This is a genomic window from Vibrio coralliilyticus (genome assembly GCF_024449095.1).
In the GTDB taxonomy this organism is placed as follows: domain Bacteria; phylum Pseudomonadota; class Gammaproteobacteria; order Enterobacterales; family Vibrionaceae; genus Vibrio; species Vibrio coralliilyticus_A.
In genome coordinates, this window is sequence record NZ_CP024628.1 from 1,404,343 (window position 1) to 1,422,707 (window position 18,365).

General features: G+C 45.8%; 17 protein-coding genes. 8 read left to right on the top strand and 9 right to left on the bottom strand.

The features are described from left to right. Positions 1-10 precede the first annotated feature (10 nt). Positions 11-2,125 (top strand): type I secretion system permease/ATPase, encoded by a 2,115-nt coding sequence (locus CTT30_RS21720; protein WP_252036974.1) that lies wholly within the window; start codon positions 11-13, stop codon positions 2,123-2,125. A gap of 72 nt (positions 2,126-2,197) precedes the next feature. Here CTT30_RS21720 and CTT30_RS21725 read toward each other — a convergent pair whose 3' ends face one another. Together CTT30_RS21725 and CTT30_RS21730 are read right to left on the bottom strand one after the other, a co-directional pair. Then, positions 2,198-4,726 (bottom strand): glycosyl hydrolase family 18 protein, encoded by a 2,529-nt coding sequence (locus CTT30_RS21725; RefSeq protein WP_252036975.1) that lies wholly within the window; start codon positions 4,724-4,726, stop codon positions 2,198-2,200. Positions 4,727-5,137: 411 nt separating this feature from the next. Then, positions 5,138-6,535, bottom strand: coding sequence for a tryptophanase (locus CTT30_RS21730; RefSeq protein WP_252036976.1), 1,398 nt, complete (start codon positions 6,533-6,535; stop codon positions 5,138-5,140). Between the two features lie 502 nt (positions 6,536-7,037). Here CTT30_RS21730 and CTT30_RS21735 point away from each other — a divergent pair. After that, on the top strand, positions 7,038-7,691 hold the full coding sequence (locus CTT30_RS21735; protein WP_252036977.1) for a DUF2057 family protein: 654 nt from the start codon (positions 7,038-7,040) through the stop codon (positions 7,689-7,691). 29 nt (positions 7,692-7,720) lie between these two features. Here CTT30_RS21735 and CTT30_RS21740 read toward each other — a convergent pair whose 3' ends face one another. After that, positions 7,721-8,998 (bottom strand): HD-GYP domain-containing protein, encoded by a 1,278-nt coding sequence (locus tag CTT30_RS21740; RefSeq protein ID WP_239835606.1) that lies wholly within the window; start codon positions 8,996-8,998, stop codon positions 7,721-7,723. Positions 8,999-9,227: 229 nt separating this feature from the next. Here CTT30_RS21740 and CTT30_RS21745 point away from each other — a divergent pair, with 229 nt between their 5' ends. The 4 genes from CTT30_RS21745 (at position 9,228) to CTT30_RS21760 (ending at position 11,342) form a co-directional block, all read left to right on the top strand. After that, positions 9,228-9,770 carry a GNAT family N-acetyltransferase gene (locus tag CTT30_RS21745; RefSeq protein WP_252036978.1) on the top strand — a complete coding sequence of 181 codons (543 nt, stop codon included), beginning with the start codon at positions 9,228-9,230 and terminating at the stop codon, positions 9,768-9,770. A 95-nt stretch (positions 9,771-9,865) separates the two neighbouring features. Beyond that, a complete protein-coding gene (locus CTT30_RS21750) occupies positions 9,866-10,294 on the top strand; it encodes a hypothetical protein (RefSeq protein ID WP_252036979.1) in 429 nt (142 codons plus the stop codon). Next, positions 10,291-10,890 carry an SCO family protein gene (locus CTT30_RS21755; protein WP_252036980.1) on the top strand — a complete coding sequence of 200 codons (600 nt, stop codon included), beginning with the start codon at positions 10,291-10,293 and terminating at the stop codon, positions 10,888-10,890. The genes CTT30_RS21750 and CTT30_RS21755 overlap by 4 nt, the downstream gene beginning before the upstream one ends. Then, positions 10,890-11,342 (top strand): copper chaperone PCu(A)C, encoded by a 453-nt coding sequence (locus CTT30_RS21760; protein ID WP_252036981.1) that lies wholly within the window; start codon positions 10,890-10,892, stop codon positions 11,340-11,342. The genes CTT30_RS21755 and CTT30_RS21760 overlap by 1 nt, the downstream gene beginning before the upstream one ends. A gap of 48 nt (positions 11,343-11,390) precedes the next feature. On the opposite strand, the gene CTT30_RS21765 is transcribed toward CTT30_RS21760, so the two are convergent. From CTT30_RS21765 to CTT30_RS21780, 4 genes are all read right to left on the bottom strand, one after another. Beyond that, positions 11,391-12,344 carry a LysR family transcriptional regulator gene (locus CTT30_RS21765; RefSeq protein ID WP_095663252.1) on the bottom strand — a complete coding sequence of 318 codons (954 nt, stop codon included), beginning with the start codon at positions 12,342-12,344 and terminating at the stop codon, positions 11,391-11,393. Positions 12,345-12,353: 9 nt separating this feature from the next. After that, positions 12,354-12,812, bottom strand: coding sequence for a YaiI/YqxD family protein (locus CTT30_RS21770; RefSeq protein WP_252036982.1), 459 nt, complete (start codon positions 12,810-12,812; stop codon positions 12,354-12,356). Between the two features lie 63 nt (positions 12,813-12,875). Next, complete coding sequence (locus tag CTT30_RS21775) at positions 12,876-13,196, bottom strand: heavy metal-binding domain-containing protein (protein WP_019276990.1); 321 nt, start codon at positions 13,194-13,196, stop codon at positions 12,876-12,878. 78 nt (positions 13,197-13,274) lie between these two features. Next, entirely contained in the window at positions 13,275-14,156 is an 882-nt protein-coding gene (locus tag CTT30_RS21780) for a LysR family transcriptional regulator (RefSeq protein ID WP_252036983.1), read from the bottom strand. Positions 14,157-14,278: 122 nt separating this feature from the next. Between CTT30_RS21780 and CTT30_RS21785 the strand changes: the two genes are divergently transcribed. Beyond that, positions 14,279-15,466, top strand: a complete 1,188-nt coding sequence (locus CTT30_RS21785) for an MFS transporter (RefSeq protein WP_252036984.1) — start codon at positions 14,279-14,281, stop codon at positions 15,464-15,466. 96 nt (positions 15,467-15,562) lie between these two features. On the opposite strand, the gene CTT30_RS21790 is transcribed toward CTT30_RS21785, so the two are convergent. Together CTT30_RS21790 and CTT30_RS21795 are read right to left on the bottom strand one after the other, a co-directional pair. Beyond that, positions 15,563-16,324, bottom strand: coding sequence for a DeoR/GlpR family DNA-binding transcription regulator (locus CTT30_RS21790; protein ID WP_252036985.1), 762 nt, complete (start codon positions 16,322-16,324; stop codon positions 15,563-15,565). 8 nt (positions 16,325-16,332) lie between these two features. After that, the gene (locus CTT30_RS21795; protein ID WP_252036986.1) at positions 16,333-17,037 is read right to left on the bottom strand and encodes a glycerophosphodiester phosphodiesterase family protein; all 705 of its coding nucleotides are present in this window, start codon (positions 17,035-17,037) and stop codon (positions 16,333-16,335) included. 274 nt (positions 17,038-17,311) lie between these two features. Between CTT30_RS21795 and CTT30_RS21800 the strand changes: the two genes are divergently transcribed. Beyond that, entirely contained in the window at positions 17,312-18,328 is a 1,017-nt protein-coding gene (locus CTT30_RS21800; RefSeq protein ID WP_172851481.1) for a C4-dicarboxylate TRAP transporter substrate-binding protein, read from the top strand. Positions 18,329-18,365 lie beyond the last annotated feature (37 nt).

Here is an 18,365-nt window from a genome sequence, read left to right on the forward strand (position 1 = left end):
AAGGTTTTAAATGCAGGATCCTTTACTCAATTCGCTGATTTACGTCAGCCGTTACTTCGGGCTGGCCAATTCACCGGAAGCATTGATTAACGGCTTACCTTTAACAGAGGGTAAGCTCACGCCATTCCTATTTCCGCGCTCTGCAGAGCGTGCTGGACTAGTTGCAAAAGAAAATCGTTCCAAGCTCGAAGATATTTCAGATTTAGTCTTACCTGTCGTTTTGTTACTCAAAAGCGGCGATGCATGTGTGCTGAACGCCATCAACAGCGACAAGCAGGAAGCTGAAATCGTTACGGGCGAATCCGGTTTAGTACCAATCTCTATCTCTTTGGATGAGCTGGAAGAGCTCTACATTGGCCGCTATTTTCTGGTTAAGAAACAGTTTCGTTACGATGAGCGCTCTCCGGAAGTCCTCAAAACCCGTGAAGGTCACTGGTTCTGGAGCACCATCTGGCAGTCAAAGAACATCTACCGCGATGTCTTAATCGCTTCTATTCTGATTAACTTGTTTGCCGTTGCTGCACCGATGTTTACCCGCCTAGTTTATGACAAAGTGGTGCCCAATCTTGCGTTTGAAACCTTATGGGTACTGGCAAGTGGTATTTTCGTCATCTTCCTGTTTGACCTGACACTCAAGATCATGCGCAGCTACTTCATTGATGTGGCGGGCAAGAAGTCGGACATATTAATTTCATCCAAACTGTTCAGCAAAGTTCTTGGTATTCGCATGGAATCAAGGCCCCCCTCTGTTGGGGCTTTTGCCCGCCACTTACAAGAATTTGAGTCCATTCGGGAGTTTTTTACTTCAGCAACCATTGGCTCTTTGATTGACCTGCCGTTCTCCTTACTCTTCCTTGTCTTGATTTGGTTAATGGCTGGCAATCTAGTCTTAGTTCCCATTGCTGGCGTCGTGATTCTGATTGTTTACTCAGCGCTGATTCAGGGCCCATTGCGCCGTACCATTGAAGAAGGCTCACGTCTTGCTTCACAGAAATACGCTAACTTGATTGAGAGTTTGTCAGGGCTTGAAACCGTAAAATTATTTGGTGCACAGAGCCAATTTCAGTTCCGCTGGGAAGAAGCCGTTGCTCATATGGCCAACTGGAATATCAAGAGCCGTCGCATCACAGATGGTATCCAAAATACCGCTGGCTTTGTTCAACAAGCGTCTAACGTCGGTATGATCATCCTAGGTGTGTATCTGATAGCAGAAGGCGAACTCACCATGGGTGGCTTGATTGCCGCCACCATGCTTAGCGGCCGAGCCATTGGCCCTATGGTTCAACTTTCCTTACTCTCTACACGCTACAATCAAGCTAAATCGTCTATGACCATTATCGAGCAAGTCATGGAAATGCCAGATGAACAGGAAGAAGGGAAGCGCTACATCCACCGCCCTATTGTTCAAGGTAAGATTGAACTAGATAAAGTGACTTTCCACTATCCTGATTCGCCCATTGCATCTATTCGCGATCTAAGCATCACGATTAATCCGGGTGAGAAAGTGGCAATCATTGGTCGAATTGGCTCAGGTAAGACAACACTGGAACGTTTGATACTGGGTCTATTTAAGCCAACCGAAGGCCATGTACGCATCGATGATACCGATATTGAACAACTGCATCACATTGATATTCGGCGTAACATCGGCTGTGTACCTCAAGATAGCCAACTGTTCTATGGTTCGATTCGCGACAACATTACCCTTGGCCGCCCACTAGCCGATGATCGTGATGTGATGGATGCCGCCAATCGTGCTGGCGTAACCGTATTTACACAGCAAGACCCCGCTGGTTTAGAACGTCAGGTTGGCGAAGGCGGCTTGTTACTCTCAGGAGGACAGCGTCAAGCCGTGACTATTGCACGAGCCTTCCTCGGTCGCCCACCAGTGCTGTTAATGGATGAACCAACCAGTGCTATGGATAACCGCTCTGAGATGCACATCAAGCAACAATTAGCGCAACTAAAGCCATCGGAAACGCTGATCTTAATTACGCATAAAACATCCATGCTCGATGTGGTTGATCGAGTCATCGTCATGGAAAAAGGTTGTGTGATTGCTGATGGACCTAAAACTGAGGTACTTAACAATCTCAAGCAAGGTAAAGTGAGAGCCGCTAACTAAACTGACAAAAACAATAAAGCCGCTCAATATTGAGCGGCTTCTCTTTACCTACGATAAGAAGAGCTGTCTAGATTAGCAGTCTGCAGGGCCGACTTCTTTCCATACCCCCCACTGGCCCGATTGAGATGGGTCATCACCTTGTGTCCACCACTTGGCTTCCCAGACTTTCCCATCCCAAGTCACTTGGTCACCGCCATTGTATACTGCGCTAGAATCCCAAGCGTTGGTACAAGTACCGCCACCTGTATCTTTCTTCGCAACAACGACAGTCGCCAAAGCAGAAGAGGTCGCTTGAGCGTCACTCACTGTAACCGTAAAGAGTAATGAAGTATCTTGCGTATATTCCACTGCGGTAAACGTCACCGTTGCACCATTAATGGTCGCATTAAGTCCAGCAGGCACATCCCAGCTGTACGTTAATGTATCATTATCGGCATCACTAGAACCTGAGGCGTCAACCACCACTACGTCTCCAGCATTCACTGTAGCAGGAGCTGACACTACAGCAACTGGCGCAGTGTTTACAGGACCAGTGTCTTTCGCCTGCACTGTCACAACCACAGTGTCAGTCCCCGTAGCTCCTTCATTATCCGTCACTGTCAGTTTGAAAGTAAGCGTTTCAGTTTGCGCAACTTCTGCCACATCAAAACTTGCTTGTGCGGTGTCTGCACCCGTTAGTGAAACACTAGTACCTGACAGTTGTTCCCACGCATAGCTTGCAACACTGCCATCAGAATCGCTTGAGCTACTGCCATCCAATACAACCGATGCAGGACCTGTCACAGTTATATCAGCGCCAGCTACAGCAACAGGAGCTCGATTAGCCGGAGTTCCACCAGCAAGCCCTTCATGCATCGCATTGAGAATATCACCGTTGTCGGCATCGATTTCCCAAGAGAACAAGCCAGCAAGACCTAAGCTACGTACATAGGCGCCCTTCGCTTTCACAGAGCGGTCATCATCAAACGTAATCAACTGACCTGTAGAACGATTCCAGACCCAAGGAGCTTCAGCCTGCGCATCGTATCCGTATTCAAAACCGTTGATGCCAGTATTATCCGCGCCAAGCATAAAGGACTTCACACCTTTATAGTCAATTACACCATCTTCCCAAACACCTTGTGCTGTGCTGCCTTTCAGCTTACCAGTCCCGGTCCCTGTCATTGGATCATTAGGATCTGTAAGCGTATCAGGTGTCACGCCTTCCCAACCACGACCATACATTGCAGTACCAACAACCAGTTTGTTCGCAGGGACGCCCTGCGCTAACAAGAGCTGAATACCATTGTCTGTTGTGTAAGCAGGCCCTTTGTACGGTTCACCATTTTCATCCATCCCGGAGCCATCACATTGGCCAGGACGCATAAACGTTCCGCAATAAAGGGCGGTCTGATGGCCCGGTACATTATTCCAACCACCGTAGAAGTCATATGTCATCGCAAAGATGTAATCCATATACTGAACCGCATCGGCATAATTCACGTCTTCTATCTTGTCATAGCCAACCCCGATCGCAGAAGTCAGCTCGTAGGTGCGCCCCGTATCGGCTTCCAGCTGATCTAGCATTGCACGTAGTTCTTGCATCAACGCGACATAAGCCGGGCCGTCATTCACCGGGTCGCCAAGATCTGGAGCCGCACCGCCGCCACCTGGGAATTCCCAGTCAATATCGACGCCATCATAAAATTTCCAAGTCGTCAGGAAGCGCTTAACAGAAGCGACAAAAGTGTCTCGGTTCGCTTTGGTAGTAAAGTCAAAGAATGGGTCTGATAACGTCCAACCACCAATAGAAGGGATAATTTTTAGATCTGGATTACGCTGCTTAAGCGCCATCAGCATCGCGTAGTTACCTTTGATTGGAGAGCTGTATTCATGGCCAGCTTGAGGGAAACTTTTCTGATAAGCTGCCCAAGGATCATGAATCACAACTTCGTAATCAGGAACACCAGTACAAGCGGTCATCAACGCATTGTAGCTGTTACCACCAACAGATTTCACAGACTCATTCGGACCACAAATAGGAATGAAGCCGTATAGAATATGGGTCAGGTTATCGGCAGGAATATTATCAACGGTAAATTCACGTCCATAAATCCCCCACTCGACAAAGTAAGTACCAACGACTGTGCTCGGGTCGGTGTTGTAGCTCTTGTTATTGGGATCGACGTTCATCGCCAGTGGTGCTAAATGAGCACCATCGGTATCTGCGACCACGATCTCAGCAGGCGCACTCGTGCTACAGCCACTTTCATCACAAGCTTCAATGGTCATTTGATAACGACCACCTGTCGCATACTTGAAGTTGGCTGTTGTTTGGCTACCCGAAATTGGACCAGTAGCTACCTCAACACCATCAAAGTAAACCTTGTATGTGTCCCCTGTTGTGCCACTCCACTGATTAAACTTAATAGCGATATCAGCTTCATCAAAATATTTCACCATTTGGTTGTAACCAGCGGTGGTTTCCATTGCTAATTCAATCTTCGAGAACTGAAGATTGTTCGAGCCGTAGACATCAATACTTGGGGCTGTTGGTGCAGCCATCGCAGTGCCGGATAGCGCCAAAGCGATACTAGCGGCGCACAAAGTTATACGATTCATACCTATTTCTCTCATTCCTTGTACATTTACCCGAAAGTTGGGAAGTGATACCTATCGCCGTAAGTTGCCTTAAATACCTAGCTGGCCAAGTAGTGAGCCGAAAAACTTATCGAGGATCGGTATTCGCTGTTCTTTGCTACATCACGAAGAACATCACTTTCAGTATTCGAGAGACTTTTTTTTTGATGAAAAAAATAAAGACTCTTTTCGAGGCAAGATCAGAAAATAATTGTATATCTTAGACTTGTTACATCACAAATGAGGATACCTGCCCATATTTTATAAAATATCAAACATGGAAAAACATACTTATTTGTCAATAATTTAACGGGTGATATACCAAATATAGTGACAAAAACGTATAGAAAACCTGCCTCCTAAAGGGGTTAGGAGGCAGGTTTTAATCAAGGATTATTTGGACTTAAATCGCGCCGTGAAATGACGCAGTACAGGTGGTTCGTACTCAAACGTTAAGCCTTTAAGCTCATGAGCACGCTCTTTGAGCGCAATGATCGCATCAGCGATGTAATCCATGTGATCGTTGGTGTACACACGACGGGGTATAGTCAAACGCATCAGCTCCAGCTCTGATGGCTTTTGTTTACCTGTTTCGGGATCACGCCCTAAAAGAAGTGAACCTATTTCTACGGCGCGCACACCAGATTCAAGATATAGGGCATTACATAAAACATGCGCAGGGAACTCCTCAGGTGGAATGTGTGGCAGTATCTTCGCTGCATCGACAAAAACGGCATGACCACCAGTGGGATACTGAATAGGAATACCACCTTCACGTAAGCGATCACCTAGGTACTGAACTTGGCTTATCCGGTAGTGGAGAAAATCTTCGTCTGCTCCCTCATACAAACCACGAGCCAACGCTTCCATATCTCGACCCGCCATACCGCCATAGGTCACAAACCCTTCCATCGGAACACAGCGAGTTCGCACCGCTTGAAAAAGCTCCTCATGATCTCTAATACAGCACAAGCCACCGATGTTAACCATTGGATCTTTTTTGGCCGACATGGTGAGCATATCGCCATATTGATACATTTCACGAATGATCTCTAAGATGGACTTATCCTGATACCCTTCTTCACGCTGTTTTATAAAGTAGGCATTTTCACAGTAACGGGCAGAATCAATCACGACTGGAATATCATTTTTACTCGCTAACTCATAGACAGCACGCATATTTTCCATCGAAACGGGCTGACCTCCTGAACTGTTACAAGTGACGGTGGTGATAATCGCACAGACATTATGAGCGCCATACTGTTCTATCGTGGCTTCCAACTTATCGAGATCAAAGTTACCTTTCCAGTCATAAGGCGTCGTTGTGTCAAAGGCATGTCTATCCACCACATTGATTGCCTTGCCACCATTCAGTTCGATATGTCCAGCGGTTGTATCAAAGTGATAGTTGGAGATGAAAACCGGCTCCGTCCCACCGCGAACGCTACGCATACGCTCAATCAGCGCTGGAAACAGAATTTGTTCTGCCCCGCGTCCTTGGTGAGCAGGCACTGTAAGCTTATAACCAAAGAAATGTTCCACTGCCTGACAAAGATTGTAGTAGTTGCGACTTCCGGCATAAGACTCATCTCCCATCATTATGCCTGCCCATTGGTTGTCGCTCATCGCACCTGTCCCTGAATCTGTTAGAAGGTCGATGTACACATCATCACTCTTTAATAAGAAGGGGTTGAGACCAGCTTCATTCAACGCGATGACTCGATCTTGGTATGTGGTCATTTTGATCGGTTCAACCATTTTAATACGAAAAGGCTCTGGTATACGTTTCATGTTTAATTTCCTATAGATAGATCTATCCCTGCAGAAAACTGCATTGGATTCAAAAATAAAATGACAAATAAGAGCGGCGCGTATGCGCCTGAGGAAATTAAATGAGTGCTGATTCTTTATTCAGCAGGGACAAGCAGAAGTCTAAGTTATACCATGGCGACAACACTAAGCGGCTGTCGTGCATCCAAATGCATTTCATAGCGTTATCCTTTACTTTGGTTACAGACACATCAATCAATATAGTCGTGTTGTTATCTATTTACCGTGAAACGCCGCTCAAAAACCATCCGTTATAGAAATGAAAGCCGAACATTCATAAACCTAAAAGGCCTTATTTAAAGTTCGTCACGAGCACCTCTCACACTCTAGTTCGAATAACTAAGACATTTATCATCATTAAAAGTTAAGTTTCCGTGAAATCTTATCACTTTGACATTCATCTAATTGAAACCTATTAACTTGCTAGGCAAAGTATTGGTAACCAAACCAAATGGATCAAGTCATGAAAATCACTACAACATTATTGGCTGCAACAGCACTGAGCCTCAGTGCGATGGCAGCGGCCGAAGTCACGATTACCGTCCCTGAGACAGTGGACGTCTTGGTTGCAAATGATGCCAAACCAGAATTGTCTGGCGGTTTCTTTTCGGCGAATAAAACACTGACTCTGCCAAATGGTGAGAACCAAATCTTATTCCGCTATCAACCGTACTTCACTCAAGGTAATGACCGAATTATTCTTGAAAGCGACCCTATCATTGCCACTTTTAATACCAGTGATACAGAGCTGACGTTCGACATGCCGAAATACCGTGATCACCACGAAGGTGAGAAGAAAATTAAAGATGTAGACTGGCAACTGACGACAGAAAACGGCAACCCGCTTGCCGTCACTCAGGACAAGCTTATAAAAGATGGAATGCAAATAGGGCGTAACTTCCAAATTGAGCTAGCTGATTACAACCGTCGTGGTGGTGTGGCTGCGGTTTCAGCCGCCGCAATAGGCGCAACAGTCCAGCCAGTTCATCTACCCGCTCAAGTGACGAAGGAAGGCGTCAAAGGTGATTCCACAGCGGAAGAGATGCTGCATTTCTGGTACAACAAAGCCGATGCAGAAACACAAGCACGCTTCAAACAGTTCTTGCTGGAAAAGTAATCAAGCTTAATAAACCAAAAGCCTGCGCATTAAGCGCTGGCTTTTTCTATGGCAGGGTGACCTGTAGAAATCTGATAACACTCCAATTCATTCTCCATCAAGCATTCAAACACTACCGCATCAAGTTTACCGTCATCCACCAACCCCTGAAGAATTTGCATTGTTTCATTAAGCAAGACCCCTTGTCGATAGGGGCGAGATTGCGTCAAAGCCTGAAATACATCGGCAATAGCAACAATACGGCTGGGTTGATCCAACTCTTTGGCCGTCTTCCCTAAAGGATACCCAGAACCATCAAGCCTTTCATGATGGTTTGAAGCCCAATCAATCACTTGACTGGAACGAAACATGTTCGTTAATGCATGGCGGGTATCCGTCGCATGACGCTTGATACAGGCGTATTCTTCATCGGTCAACTCTGCAGGTTTATGCAAAATAGCCACTGGAGTTTTCAGCTTGCCAATATCATGCACTAAACCAGCCAAATACAACATACGTTGCGCTTTCGTCGAATACCCCAATTGTTTACCTAGAAATGAGGTTAACTCTGCAACATGTCGAGAATGTTGGAATGTGAAAGTACTTTTGGCATCGACAATCTGGGCAAAAAATTCTGCCACCGCAATCGTGTCTTCCAACCCCAAACACGATGAAAAGAAAGGTATGGAAGGAAAGCGGCTTGCCATGGTTTCTATATAACGAGATTCCATAGAAAACCAGAAGTCGTCATTATCGATCAATTCACACATATGCTGAACCATATTCGGCTCAAATAAAGTACCAACATTTGCGGTTAGTTCACCAATAATCGACCGTTTATTATTTTCAGTGATATTGCCGTATTGATCCGGGTAAAAACGCGAGTAGAGATAGTCGACTCGATCGGAAATAAATAGCAGCCCAGCAAGCTGTTTATCCGTTTCAGACAGTCTGTCTTCACAGCTCAGATGTTGCCACTGAGTATGGTGATACAAAACCGGCAGAGCAAAAACAGCTAAAGGCGGGCAAACACTCAGCAACCCATGTCCTTTAATACAGTGCTTCTTTGTGTTCTTCGGAGCCATTGACTCGAACAGATAGGTCAATTCATCAGACTGTGAAACACCACAGTCATGAATCAACCCCAGAGAAAAAGCGAGTTGAGATAGCTCTTCCTCCCACCCCATTCGTTTAGCACATTGATAAGCAATGTACCCAACTCGGTAACCATGGTTGATATCATCAATTCCAACGTCATCGAGAGCTGAAGCGATTTCAAATAGCACCTGACGTAAATCTACGCTTACGTTATCAAGCGATTCATCCATTCGTATTAACCTAACTGACTAATTTTTCTTATTTTAGATTTATAAGGCTAAACGATTTCGTTTCATAAAAACCATAAATTCATTAAGACTATTTATATAATTGTGATTTGTATAACGTCTTGGGCGAACTTCGTGCTACATGAAAAATGTTTTTGCAACAAGTGTTTATGGTCATACCAGTCATTCTCTGTTAAGTTAACCTTTCATATTCAACTTGTTTAGGTTCCTTATGTTCACAATCTCTATCGACTCTGAACTCGAACTCGCTCTTGTCCAGGAATCATTTGCCACTCAGTACAGCGAATTAGTATCCGGTCAAACGGAATACTTATCACAATGGTTAGCTTGGCCTCCCTACTACCAGTCTGAGCAGGACTTCCGCATGTTCGTTCAGCGTGTATTACATGAATATGCAGAAGGGAAATCAATGACGTGCGCAATTCTCTACAATCATGAAATTGTGGGTAACTGCAGTTTTAACACCATAAATCACGATACTAAAACCGTCGAAATTGGTTACTGGCTATCGCAACACCAGCAAGGCAAAGGCATCATTACTCGCGTTGTGAACAAACTGATTGATATTGCATTTAATGAGTACCAGATGGAGAAAGTCCAGCTATCTGCCGCCAAAGACAACCTACCGAGCCGACGAGTCGCCGAGCGAGTAGGTATGACCCTAGAGGGTATCATCACCAATAAGGAAAAAGTTGGAGATCGAATTCTGGATCATGCCATTTATGGGATTCACCGCCACAATGTTCATCATTGAGTAGATTGATTCCAAGCACAGATTTATTGGTTGACTGAGGTATTTAGTCTCGCTTGGTGATAGGATTGCGGCTTTAAAACCAAAGAGAGAACACCGTGTCTTCATTGCTAAAGCTGCTCTTAGTCGTTGTAACGCTGGGTGCAGGCTTCTTCGCCGGTGACCTATACCAATGGTTTCAAAGCCGTTCTCAAGTCAAACCTTTGTCAGAATACTGCTTACTCACCACTCAAGCTTGTGAAAGCGATAATGTTCGTATAAAAGTTGATCGCGACATCAGTCAGCCACTGGTACCTACCGAAATCGTCGTCGACTGGCCCGAAGCTCAACAAGAAAGCCTGTTGCTGACTTTGGAAGGCTACGAGATGGAAATGGGTACCGCCGTATTTAAACTCAATAAAAGCTCAACAGGCCAGTTTACAGGCCAAGTTATTCTGCCGGTATGTACGACTGATGCCATGACTTGGGTTGGCAAACTCACTGATGGCCAACACAGTGTGAGCACCTCGATTAGGATGGAACAATGAGTAAGAACTGGTCTTTAATTTTAGTTGCCGCGTTTGCACTTGGCTTTGGCGTGAAAGCGTATCTGGGTTCACAGCCAACGATCGAGGTTCCTGCTGCAACCAGTAAAGAAGTCGTCCTGTTCGGTGAAAATGACAAACCGGTCAAAATCTTCGATCAACAAGACTCTCGCGTACGCATCGTTTACTTTGGCTTCACACGTTGCCCAGATGTCTGCCCAACATCATTAGCCATGCTAGCTGGTGCACTGAATCAGGTGGACAAAAGTGTTAAGTCTAAATTCAGACCTATGTTTGTCTCACTCGACCCAGAGCGTGACGCGGCAGCAGATTCTTACAAGTACGCACAATATTTTCATCCAATGATTGAAGGACTATCAGCTCCGCTCGATATCACAACGCCTTTGGCACATAAATATGGCGTCATTTTCCGCAAGACCCAATTAGAAAACTCAGAGCTTAAGTATACACTCGACCACAGCTCCTATTTCTACTTCCTAAAACCAGATGGCACATTAATTACTAAAGTGCCACACACGCTGACACCGGCTCCTTTGGTTGAAGCGATGAAAACAATTACGTCACAAGGAAACTCGTAATGAAGTTAAAAGCCCTTATTTTAGCGTCTATCGCACTTAGTCCACTTGCTCACGCGGCTTCAGACGTCATGCTATCCCATACCTATGCGCGTGCGACTCCACCGAGTGCAGCCACCAGTGCGGTATTCACTGAAATCATGAACCACAGCGCCAAAGATCGAGTCATCGTTGCTGCCAGCACTGAAGCTGCAGGTAAAGTAGAGCTGCATGATGTGATTAAAGAGGGCGATGTAATGAAAATGCGTCAAATCGATCAAATTACTGTGCCGGCAAATGGCATGGTTGAGCTAAAACCAGGTAGCCTGCACATTATGCTATTTGACTTGAAAAAGCCGCTGGTCGAAGGTGAGAGCATTGATGTGAAACTGACCTTCGCAAACGGTGAGGAGCAGACTGTCTCAGCACCTATCAAGAAAGTCATGAGTGGAATGAGCCACAAACATCATCACTAAGTTTTGTTGATTAGCCCGGCCTTCGCCGGGCTTTTTATTGTTCACTCTTTAGCGAGTTGGGTAGAGGTGAGCAAAGTTGTCCACCTGCTTTTCCCAGATTGGTGGTGTACCAATATGTGCCTGCACCGCAGAAATAAACTCTCTAACCAACGCCGTTTGCTTACGATGTGGGTACAGAGCATATAGGGCGAGGCCGCGATTACATAGAGTGTAATGCGTCAAGATCGGCTTTAGATTCATCTCGGCAACTGGGCGGTATAGGTTGGAAGAGGAAATCATGGCATAGCCAAGCCCATCTTGGACGGCCGCTAACAAAGTCAGCACATCATTGACCTTGTATTTACCCGTCATTTTGTGATTTATGAACGTACTGCCACCCGGAGCTTCACTAATACGTGCCGTATCTACGGTTAATGGCCCATTACTATAGACGACAGAAGGCAAGCTCATTAGCTCGTCCGGCGTCTGAGGTTCTCCGTGCTGCTCGATAAAGCTTTCAGACGCCAAAATCACCGGCCTGATGTCAGCGATTTTCTTTGCAATTAAACTCGAATCTTCTAGCCGACCAAGGCGAAATGCGACATCAAAGTGATCAGAAATAATATCTGAACGCTTATCATCCATTTGCAGGTTAATTTCCACCTCAGGATAACTGCGCATAAATTGCGTAATCACGGGCTGAAGGTAGTGCTGGCCAATATGCAAAGGTGCGGTAATGCGTATGCGTCCTTTCGGCCTTGCCTGATAAGAGTCTGCGATGGAGTGAACATGCCCTAAAGTCCCAACCAGATTATGTGCCTGCTCGAGAATTTCTTCACCCGCTGGCGTTAGGGAAAAGGAGCGCGTTGAGCGATTAAGAAGCTGCACGCCTAGTTCTACTTCCAGTTTTTTGATCTGTTTTGACAACGATGAGTTGTCCATATTGTGCAAGGTCGCAGCTTTAGTAAAAGAGCCTTGCTGCACCACATCAATAAACAGCGCTAACTGGTTAACCAAGGACATCCACCCCTCCTATTTTTGCGCCCTTTGCCACTGCACTAACCATTTGTCTAAATGGTTAGCAAATTGCTGTCGATCCGCTTGGTTTAGCGGTGCTGGGCCGCCTGCTTGGACACCACTACTGCGCATGGTTTCCATAAAATCACGAATATTAAGGCGTGACTTTATGTTCTCTTTGGTGAACTGCTCCCCACGAGAACTCAACACGTGGCCGCCTTTGGTGATGATCTCATCGGCCAATGGGATATCGCTGGTGATCACCAGATCGCCAGCTTCACAGCGCTGAACAATCTCATTATCTGCGACGTCAAAGCCAGCCTGAACTTGTAGCATGGTGACTTTTGGAGAAGCAGGAGTACGGATAAACTGGTTAGCCACTAGAGTGACTTCCACGCCAGTGCGCTCAGAGGCTCGAAAAAGAATGTCTCTGATAACTACCGGACACGCGTCTGCATCAACCCAAATTTTCATCTATTACTTTCCTAAATCTGCAATTGGCGCCATTACACCGCAAAAGCGCCTTGCTGAATAGCCTTATTTGAATTTCACCGCGGTACCACTGACGCTCACCATCATCATGCTGCCGCCACTGCCAATGACTTCGTAATCAATGTCGATGCCGACGATGCCATCGGCACCCAGCTCACGTGCTCGCTCTTCCATTTCAGCAAAGGCTATCTCACGAGCTCGGCCCATCTCTCTTTCATACGCGCCAGAGCGGCCACCGACGACATCTCGAATTGCGCCGAACATATCTTTAAAAATGTTGGCCCCTAAGATAGCTTCACCGACCACAACGCCCAAATAATCTTGTACAGGTCGGCCTTCAACTACTGAAGTCGTTGTTTTAATCATAATCTTTCTCCTTTTGAATCACTGTTATCCATATTAGCAGTGGGTTTAGTCAAACACTGCGCTCACAAACTAATCTTGCTACAAGGTTAACTTCGGCTGAATAAAGTCGATAAACGAGGAGATTCGCCGTGCTACTGCTGAAGATTTGTAGTACACAGCACTCACCTGCTCTCGACCGGTATCAAGACGCTTGGCATCATCAAGTAAAGATACCAGCCTACCTTGTTTAATATCTTCGCGAACCATAAAGCCAGACAAACAGGCAATACCATTAGATGCCAATGCCAACTGCCGAACCGTTTCACCATTACTCGACGTGATATCTGGCTCTATGGCATCAACTCCTTTTAGCGGCCATTGGTTAAGCACTTTAGGTGATGTAAAACCTATCAATTGATGCGACTGTAATTCTAACGTTGTACGGGGCGCACCAGCAGATTCCAGATATTGGGGAGAAGCAACGATGAAGAGCTCACTTTTACCTAGTGGACGTGCATGCAATGTTGAATCTTTTAGTTGTCCGATACGGATAGCGACATCGGTGCGCTGCTCGAGCAAATCAACAAAACCTTCGTTAGAGGTTATTTCCAACTCAATCTCTGGATAAGTATCTTTGAATGACTGTATCAGCGGTACAAGCTGATGGAAAACAAATGGACTGGCGGCATCCACTCGTAACTTACCTCTAGGACGTTCGCTTCCAGAAATCAGATCTTCTTCAGCCTGATGAATAATGTGAAGGCCCTTACGCACAGAGTCAACAAAAGTCCGACCTTCTTGGGTTAACTCTACCCGCCTTGTTGTTCGGTTCAATATTGAAACACCCAGCTGTTTCTCCACCTTGCTTACCGCACGTGAAATTCTGGCAACTTGTATGTTTAACATTTCAGCTGCCGCTGAAAACCCGCCGCTATCGACAACCGCGAGTAGCATTTCTAACTCATCTGAACGTGTGCGCATGTCTTCGTCCATTAAACTTAATTACCTTTATTTATAGCAAAAGTAATTTGATAAAATCACCATTTTTAACAAATAAAAGATTTTCAATAATGGCGGTCACGACATCATTATTAGAGTTTATTATGCCAATTGCACTTTTTGCTTTAACCCTCAGTGCCTTTGCTATCGGCACTACTGAGTTTGTTATCGTCGGATTGATTCCGACTATGGCAAGCGACCTTGCAGTATCCCTACCTTCCGCTGGCTTATTGGTTAGCTTATATGCGCTTGGCGTGGCAATTGGAGCTCCCGTCATAACTGCGCTTACTGGCAACTGGCCAAGAAAAAAGGTCCTATTGTCCGTAATGAGCTTGTTTGTTTTAGGCAATGTACTCGCGTGGCAAGCTCCGAGTTATGAAACTCTGATCATCGCTCGCATCCTGACCGGACTGGCTCATGGGGTGTTCTTTTCCATCGGTTCTACTGTTGCGACAGGATTGGTCAGCAAAGAAAAAGCCGCCAGCGCTATCGCGATCATGTTTACAGGCCTTACCGTTGCTTTGGTCACCGGTGTTCCTCTTGGCACTTATATCGGGCAAGCATTTGGATGGCAGGCGACATTTCTCACCGTGGCTATTCTTGGCGTCATTGCCTTGCTTGGCAGTGCCCTGTTAATTCCTGCCAATCTCAAACAGCCACCAGCAACCAAAATTTCAGCCCAGCTAAAGGTTCTTACCGAACCTAGGTTGCTACTGGTTTATGCGATTACGGCACTTGGATATGGAGGCACTTTTACTGCTTTCACTTATCTCGCCCCTATACTGGAAAACGTTTCTGGATTTAACTCTGGGACCATAGGGTTAATCATGTTGGTGTATGGTGTTTCCGTCGCCATTGGCAATATCTGGGGAGGCAAAATGGCCGATAAACTTGGCCCTGTCAAAGCACTGACCGCCATTTTTATTGGTCTTGCGATGATACTGTTTGTCTTCAACCTTGCTGCTTACCATCCTGTTAGTGCTGTTATTACGATTCTAATCTGGGGGGCATTCGCCTTTGGTAACGTTCCTGGGTTGCAAGTTTACGTGGTTAATCTGGCAGAAAAACATACGCCTGATGCGGTTGATGTCGCCTCTGGGCTTAACATAGCGGCGTTTAACGTCGGCATCGCTTTAGGCTCATGGGGAGGAGGATTAATCGTTGCAAAGCATGGCCTAATGAATACACCTTGGGTCGGCGCTTTGATTGTCATCATTGCCCTACTTCTCACCCAATTCAGCGGTTTGCTCGATAAGCGTGAAGCAACATGTCAGGGCGCAGAAGTAAACTAAAGCCACTTCCTTTCCATGTATAGACGTATCTATTAATAATAGTCGATAAACAGGGCTAGCATTTAGGCGTACGTTCTTGAAATACCGGAAGAGTTCTTATTCTTTGCTTGGCGATAGAGCACTTGGAATTACTTTGACATTCAGTTCTTTGGGTAGATGATCTTTATTGGTGTAAATACGCTCAAAGTGAGCAAGAGGCGCAACCTTGATAGCAGTAGTGCGCTCCCATTTAGTGGCATCAGCTACCAGCCAAGTTTGGCGACTGTTGCGCATGATGGATTGAGATAAGTCCGATTCTAACTGCTCGTGCTCCATTGCGAAGTGACTGCTGGTCACCGATGCGCAACCGCATAGGCCGATATCGGCTTCAAAGCCCTCGAAGAAGTTGACCGTACTGCTCCCGACCAAATCTTGATGCTCGCGACGAAACAAGCCGCCTGCAAGGTAGACTTCGATGTTCTGATTGGCTTCTAAAATTTTTGCGACTTGTAGGTTGTTGGTGACAACACGTAAGGCGGTTTTCCCCAATAGAAACTGAGCAATGCGTGTAACCGTAGTACCAATACCCATCATCACGGTCGCACCGTCTGGAATGGCTTCCGCGACCGCCATTGCGATGCCATCTTTGGTGGTCGATTCCACTTCTGAACGAAAACGATAACTGGTGTTTGTTAAGGTAGCAGGCAAACTGACCCCACCATGAACTCGACGCGCGAGCCCTAGTTCGCACAAGTTGTTTACATCGCGTCGAATGGTTTGCGTAGTCACCGAAAACAACTCGGCCAACTGATCAATCTGAACATCTTGATCTGCTTTAAGGGTCGCGAGGATCTGTTTTTGGCGTTGGTTCAGTTCCATAGTTCCTACTAAAATTTGTCTGGCTTATCCGTGATGATGTAATCCACACCCAAATCGTAAAACGCTTGTGCTTTGTCTGGCGCATTCAACGTCCAGATCTTTAACACCAAACCCGCATTTTTAATTGACTTCGCAATCTTAGCATCAAGAATTTTGTGATCAATGTGGATGCTGAACAAGTCCAAGTTTTGCAACGACTCTAGGCTAAAATCATTCCATACTTCGCAGATGAACCCACGTCTTACTTCTGGTATCTGCGCTTGGCAAATGGCCAGTGCCTCTTTACTAAAACTTGATAAAAGCAGCTTATCCAGCGGGTAGTTTTTCTGCTTCACTACCTTAACCACTTGCTCGACCAGAGTGTCGATGGTTTTGTCATCGTAGGTTTTCAACTCAAGATTCAGCGTGAGCCCGAGTTCGACACATTTATCCAACGCCTCTTCGAGAGTGGGAATGGATATTCCTTCGAACGATGCACCGAACCAACTCCCTGCATCGAGTGCTTTAAGCGCCTTAATATCAAGGTCTGATACTTTACCTTTGCCGTTGGTACAACGATCAACCGTCTTATCGTGAATGATAACTGGAACGTTGTCTGCGCTGAGTTGGGTATCGATTTCTACCCATAGGGCACCTGACTTAGCAGCGTGTTCAATGCTCACCAAAGTATTCTCTGGTGCTAACGATGCCGCACCGCGATGGCCTGTAATCATAGTGTACTCTCAATGTTCATTTGAAAACCAAGCGACAATAGATTGGTTTTATTACAGTTTTATTATCTATAACGTTCTAGCCTTTAATTTAGCTGAAAAACGACATCAGCGGCAATGGTCTATGTTACTAAACAATTGTGAGATCTCATTCAAAATATGTTCATATTAATAATGAAAATGTTCATATGAGTGTAACAATTCACTCGCATACTCTACAAATATTACATATCACTCTCTAATTTTTATAAAACAGCCATCAATAAGGTACTGACAAATGAAAAAGCTATTAGGTGCGGTAATTACAGCGGCAGCGCTACTTTTAGTAGGTTGTGGTGAATCGAAAAAGCCTGAAGCTGAGGCAACTGCTGATCCAATAGATATCAACATGAGCCTGGTATTTACGCAAAATGAGTTACTGACCAAGGAGCTCATTAAGGCGACAGACAAAATCCGTGAACGTACTGACGGTTCAGTGAACATCAAAGTATTCCCGGGCGGGCAGCTACCTGTATACAAAGATAACCTAGAGCAGGTTGTGAACGGTGCAAACTGGATCGCGGTCGAAGATTTAACCTACCTAGGTGACTACGTACCAGACTTCGCGGCGCTTGCTGGACCAATGCTTTACAACACGTACGATGAATACCTAGCAATGATGGACACAGAGTTTGTCGCTGGGCTAAAAGCGAAAGCAGAAGAGAAAGGTATTAAAGTACTGAATGCAGATTACATGTTCGGCTTCCGCCACATGATCACCAACAAAGAGATCGTGAACTCTGCAGATATGAAAGGCATGCGTATTCGCGTGCCACAAAGCCAACTGTTCATTAGCACGCTATCTGCGATGGGCGCGGCACCTGCATCTCTGCCATTCCCAGAAACCTACGCAGGTGTTCAGCAAGGTGTGGTTGACGGTCTGGAAGGTTCTATTCTGACGATGTACTCGACTAAGATCTATGAAGTCGCGAAGAACATGTCACTCACCAAGCACTTCCTTGGCACAGTCGGCATCTATATTTCTCCTAAGTTGTGGGACAAGTTCACTCCAGAGCAGCAGCAAATCATTAACGAAGAGCTGGAAGCGGGCGCGATTTCAAACACCTCTGAGCTGGTCAAGCTAGATACGGAATACACCCAGAAACTGGAAGAACTTGGCGTAACGTTTAACGAAGTCAACTCTGAAGAGTTCAACCAGCTAACGGCTGATGTCTACAACCAGTTCCCTGAATGGAGCGAAGGCATCCACGCTAAGATCATGCAAGAGCTAGAAACGATTCGTGCAGCTCAATAACTCACAAAACACTAACTAACCTAGATGCGGCTTGATG

What these genes read in the sequence shown, in the direction of transcription:
- CTT30_RS21795 (WP_252036986.1), bottom strand. Translation starts at nt 17,037, where the DNA reads ATGATTACAGGCCATCGCGGTGCGGCATCGTTAGCACCAGAGAATACT.
- CTT30_RS21800 (WP_172851481.1), top strand. Translation starts at nt 17,312, where the DNA reads ATGAAAAAGCTATTAGGTGCGGTAATTACAGCGGCAGCGCTACTTTTA.
- CTT30_RS21765 (WP_095663252.1), bottom strand. Translation starts at nt 12,344, where the DNA reads ATGTCCTTGGTTAACCAGTTAGCGCTGTTTATTGATGTGGTGCAGCAA.
- CTT30_RS21740 (WP_239835606.1), bottom strand. Translation starts at nt 8,998, where the DNA reads ATGGATGAATCGCTTGATAACGTAAGCGTAGATTTACGTCAGGTGCTA.
- CTT30_RS21790 (WP_252036985.1), bottom strand. Translation starts at nt 16,324, where the DNA reads ATGGAACTGAACCAACGCCAAAAACAGATCCTCGCGACCCTTAAAGCA.
- CTT30_RS21785 (WP_252036984.1), top strand. Translation starts at nt 14,279, where the DNA reads ATGCCAATTGCACTTTTTGCTTTAACCCTCAGTGCCTTTGCTATCGGC.
- CTT30_RS21730 (WP_252036976.1), bottom strand. Translation starts at nt 6,535, where the DNA reads ATGAAACGTATACCAGAGCCTTTTCGTATTAAAATGGTTGAACCGATC.
- CTT30_RS21725 (WP_252036975.1), bottom strand. Translation starts at nt 4,726, where the DNA reads ATGAATCGTATAACTTTGTGCGCCGCTAGTATCGCTTTGGCGCTATCC.
- CTT30_RS21760 (WP_252036981.1), top strand. Translation starts at nt 10,890, where the DNA reads ATGAAGTTAAAAGCCCTTATTTTAGCGTCTATCGCACTTAGTCCACTT.
- CTT30_RS21770 (WP_252036982.1), bottom strand. Translation starts at nt 12,812, where the DNA reads ATGAAAATTTGGGTTGATGCAGACGCGTGTCCGGTAGTTATCAGAGAC.
- CTT30_RS21735 (WP_252036977.1), top strand. Translation starts at nt 7,038, where the DNA reads ATGAAAATCACTACAACATTATTGGCTGCAACAGCACTGAGCCTCAGT.
- CTT30_RS21755 (WP_252036980.1), top strand. Translation starts at nt 10,291, where the DNA reads ATGAGTAAGAACTGGTCTTTAATTTTAGTTGCCGCGTTTGCACTTGGC.
- CTT30_RS21775 (WP_019276990.1), bottom strand. Translation starts at nt 13,196, where the DNA reads ATGATTAAAACAACGACTTCAGTAGTTGAAGGCCGACCTGTACAAGAT.
- CTT30_RS21745 (WP_252036978.1), top strand. Translation starts at nt 9,228, where the DNA reads ATGTTCACAATCTCTATCGACTCTGAACTCGAACTCGCTCTTGTCCAG.
- CTT30_RS21720 (WP_252036974.1), top strand. Translation starts at nt 11, where the DNA reads ATGCAGGATCCTTTACTCAATTCGCTGATTTACGTCAGCCGTTACTTC.
- CTT30_RS21780 (WP_252036983.1), bottom strand. Translation starts at nt 14,156, where the DNA reads ATGCGCACACGTTCAGATGAGTTAGAAATGCTACTCGCGGTTGTCGAT.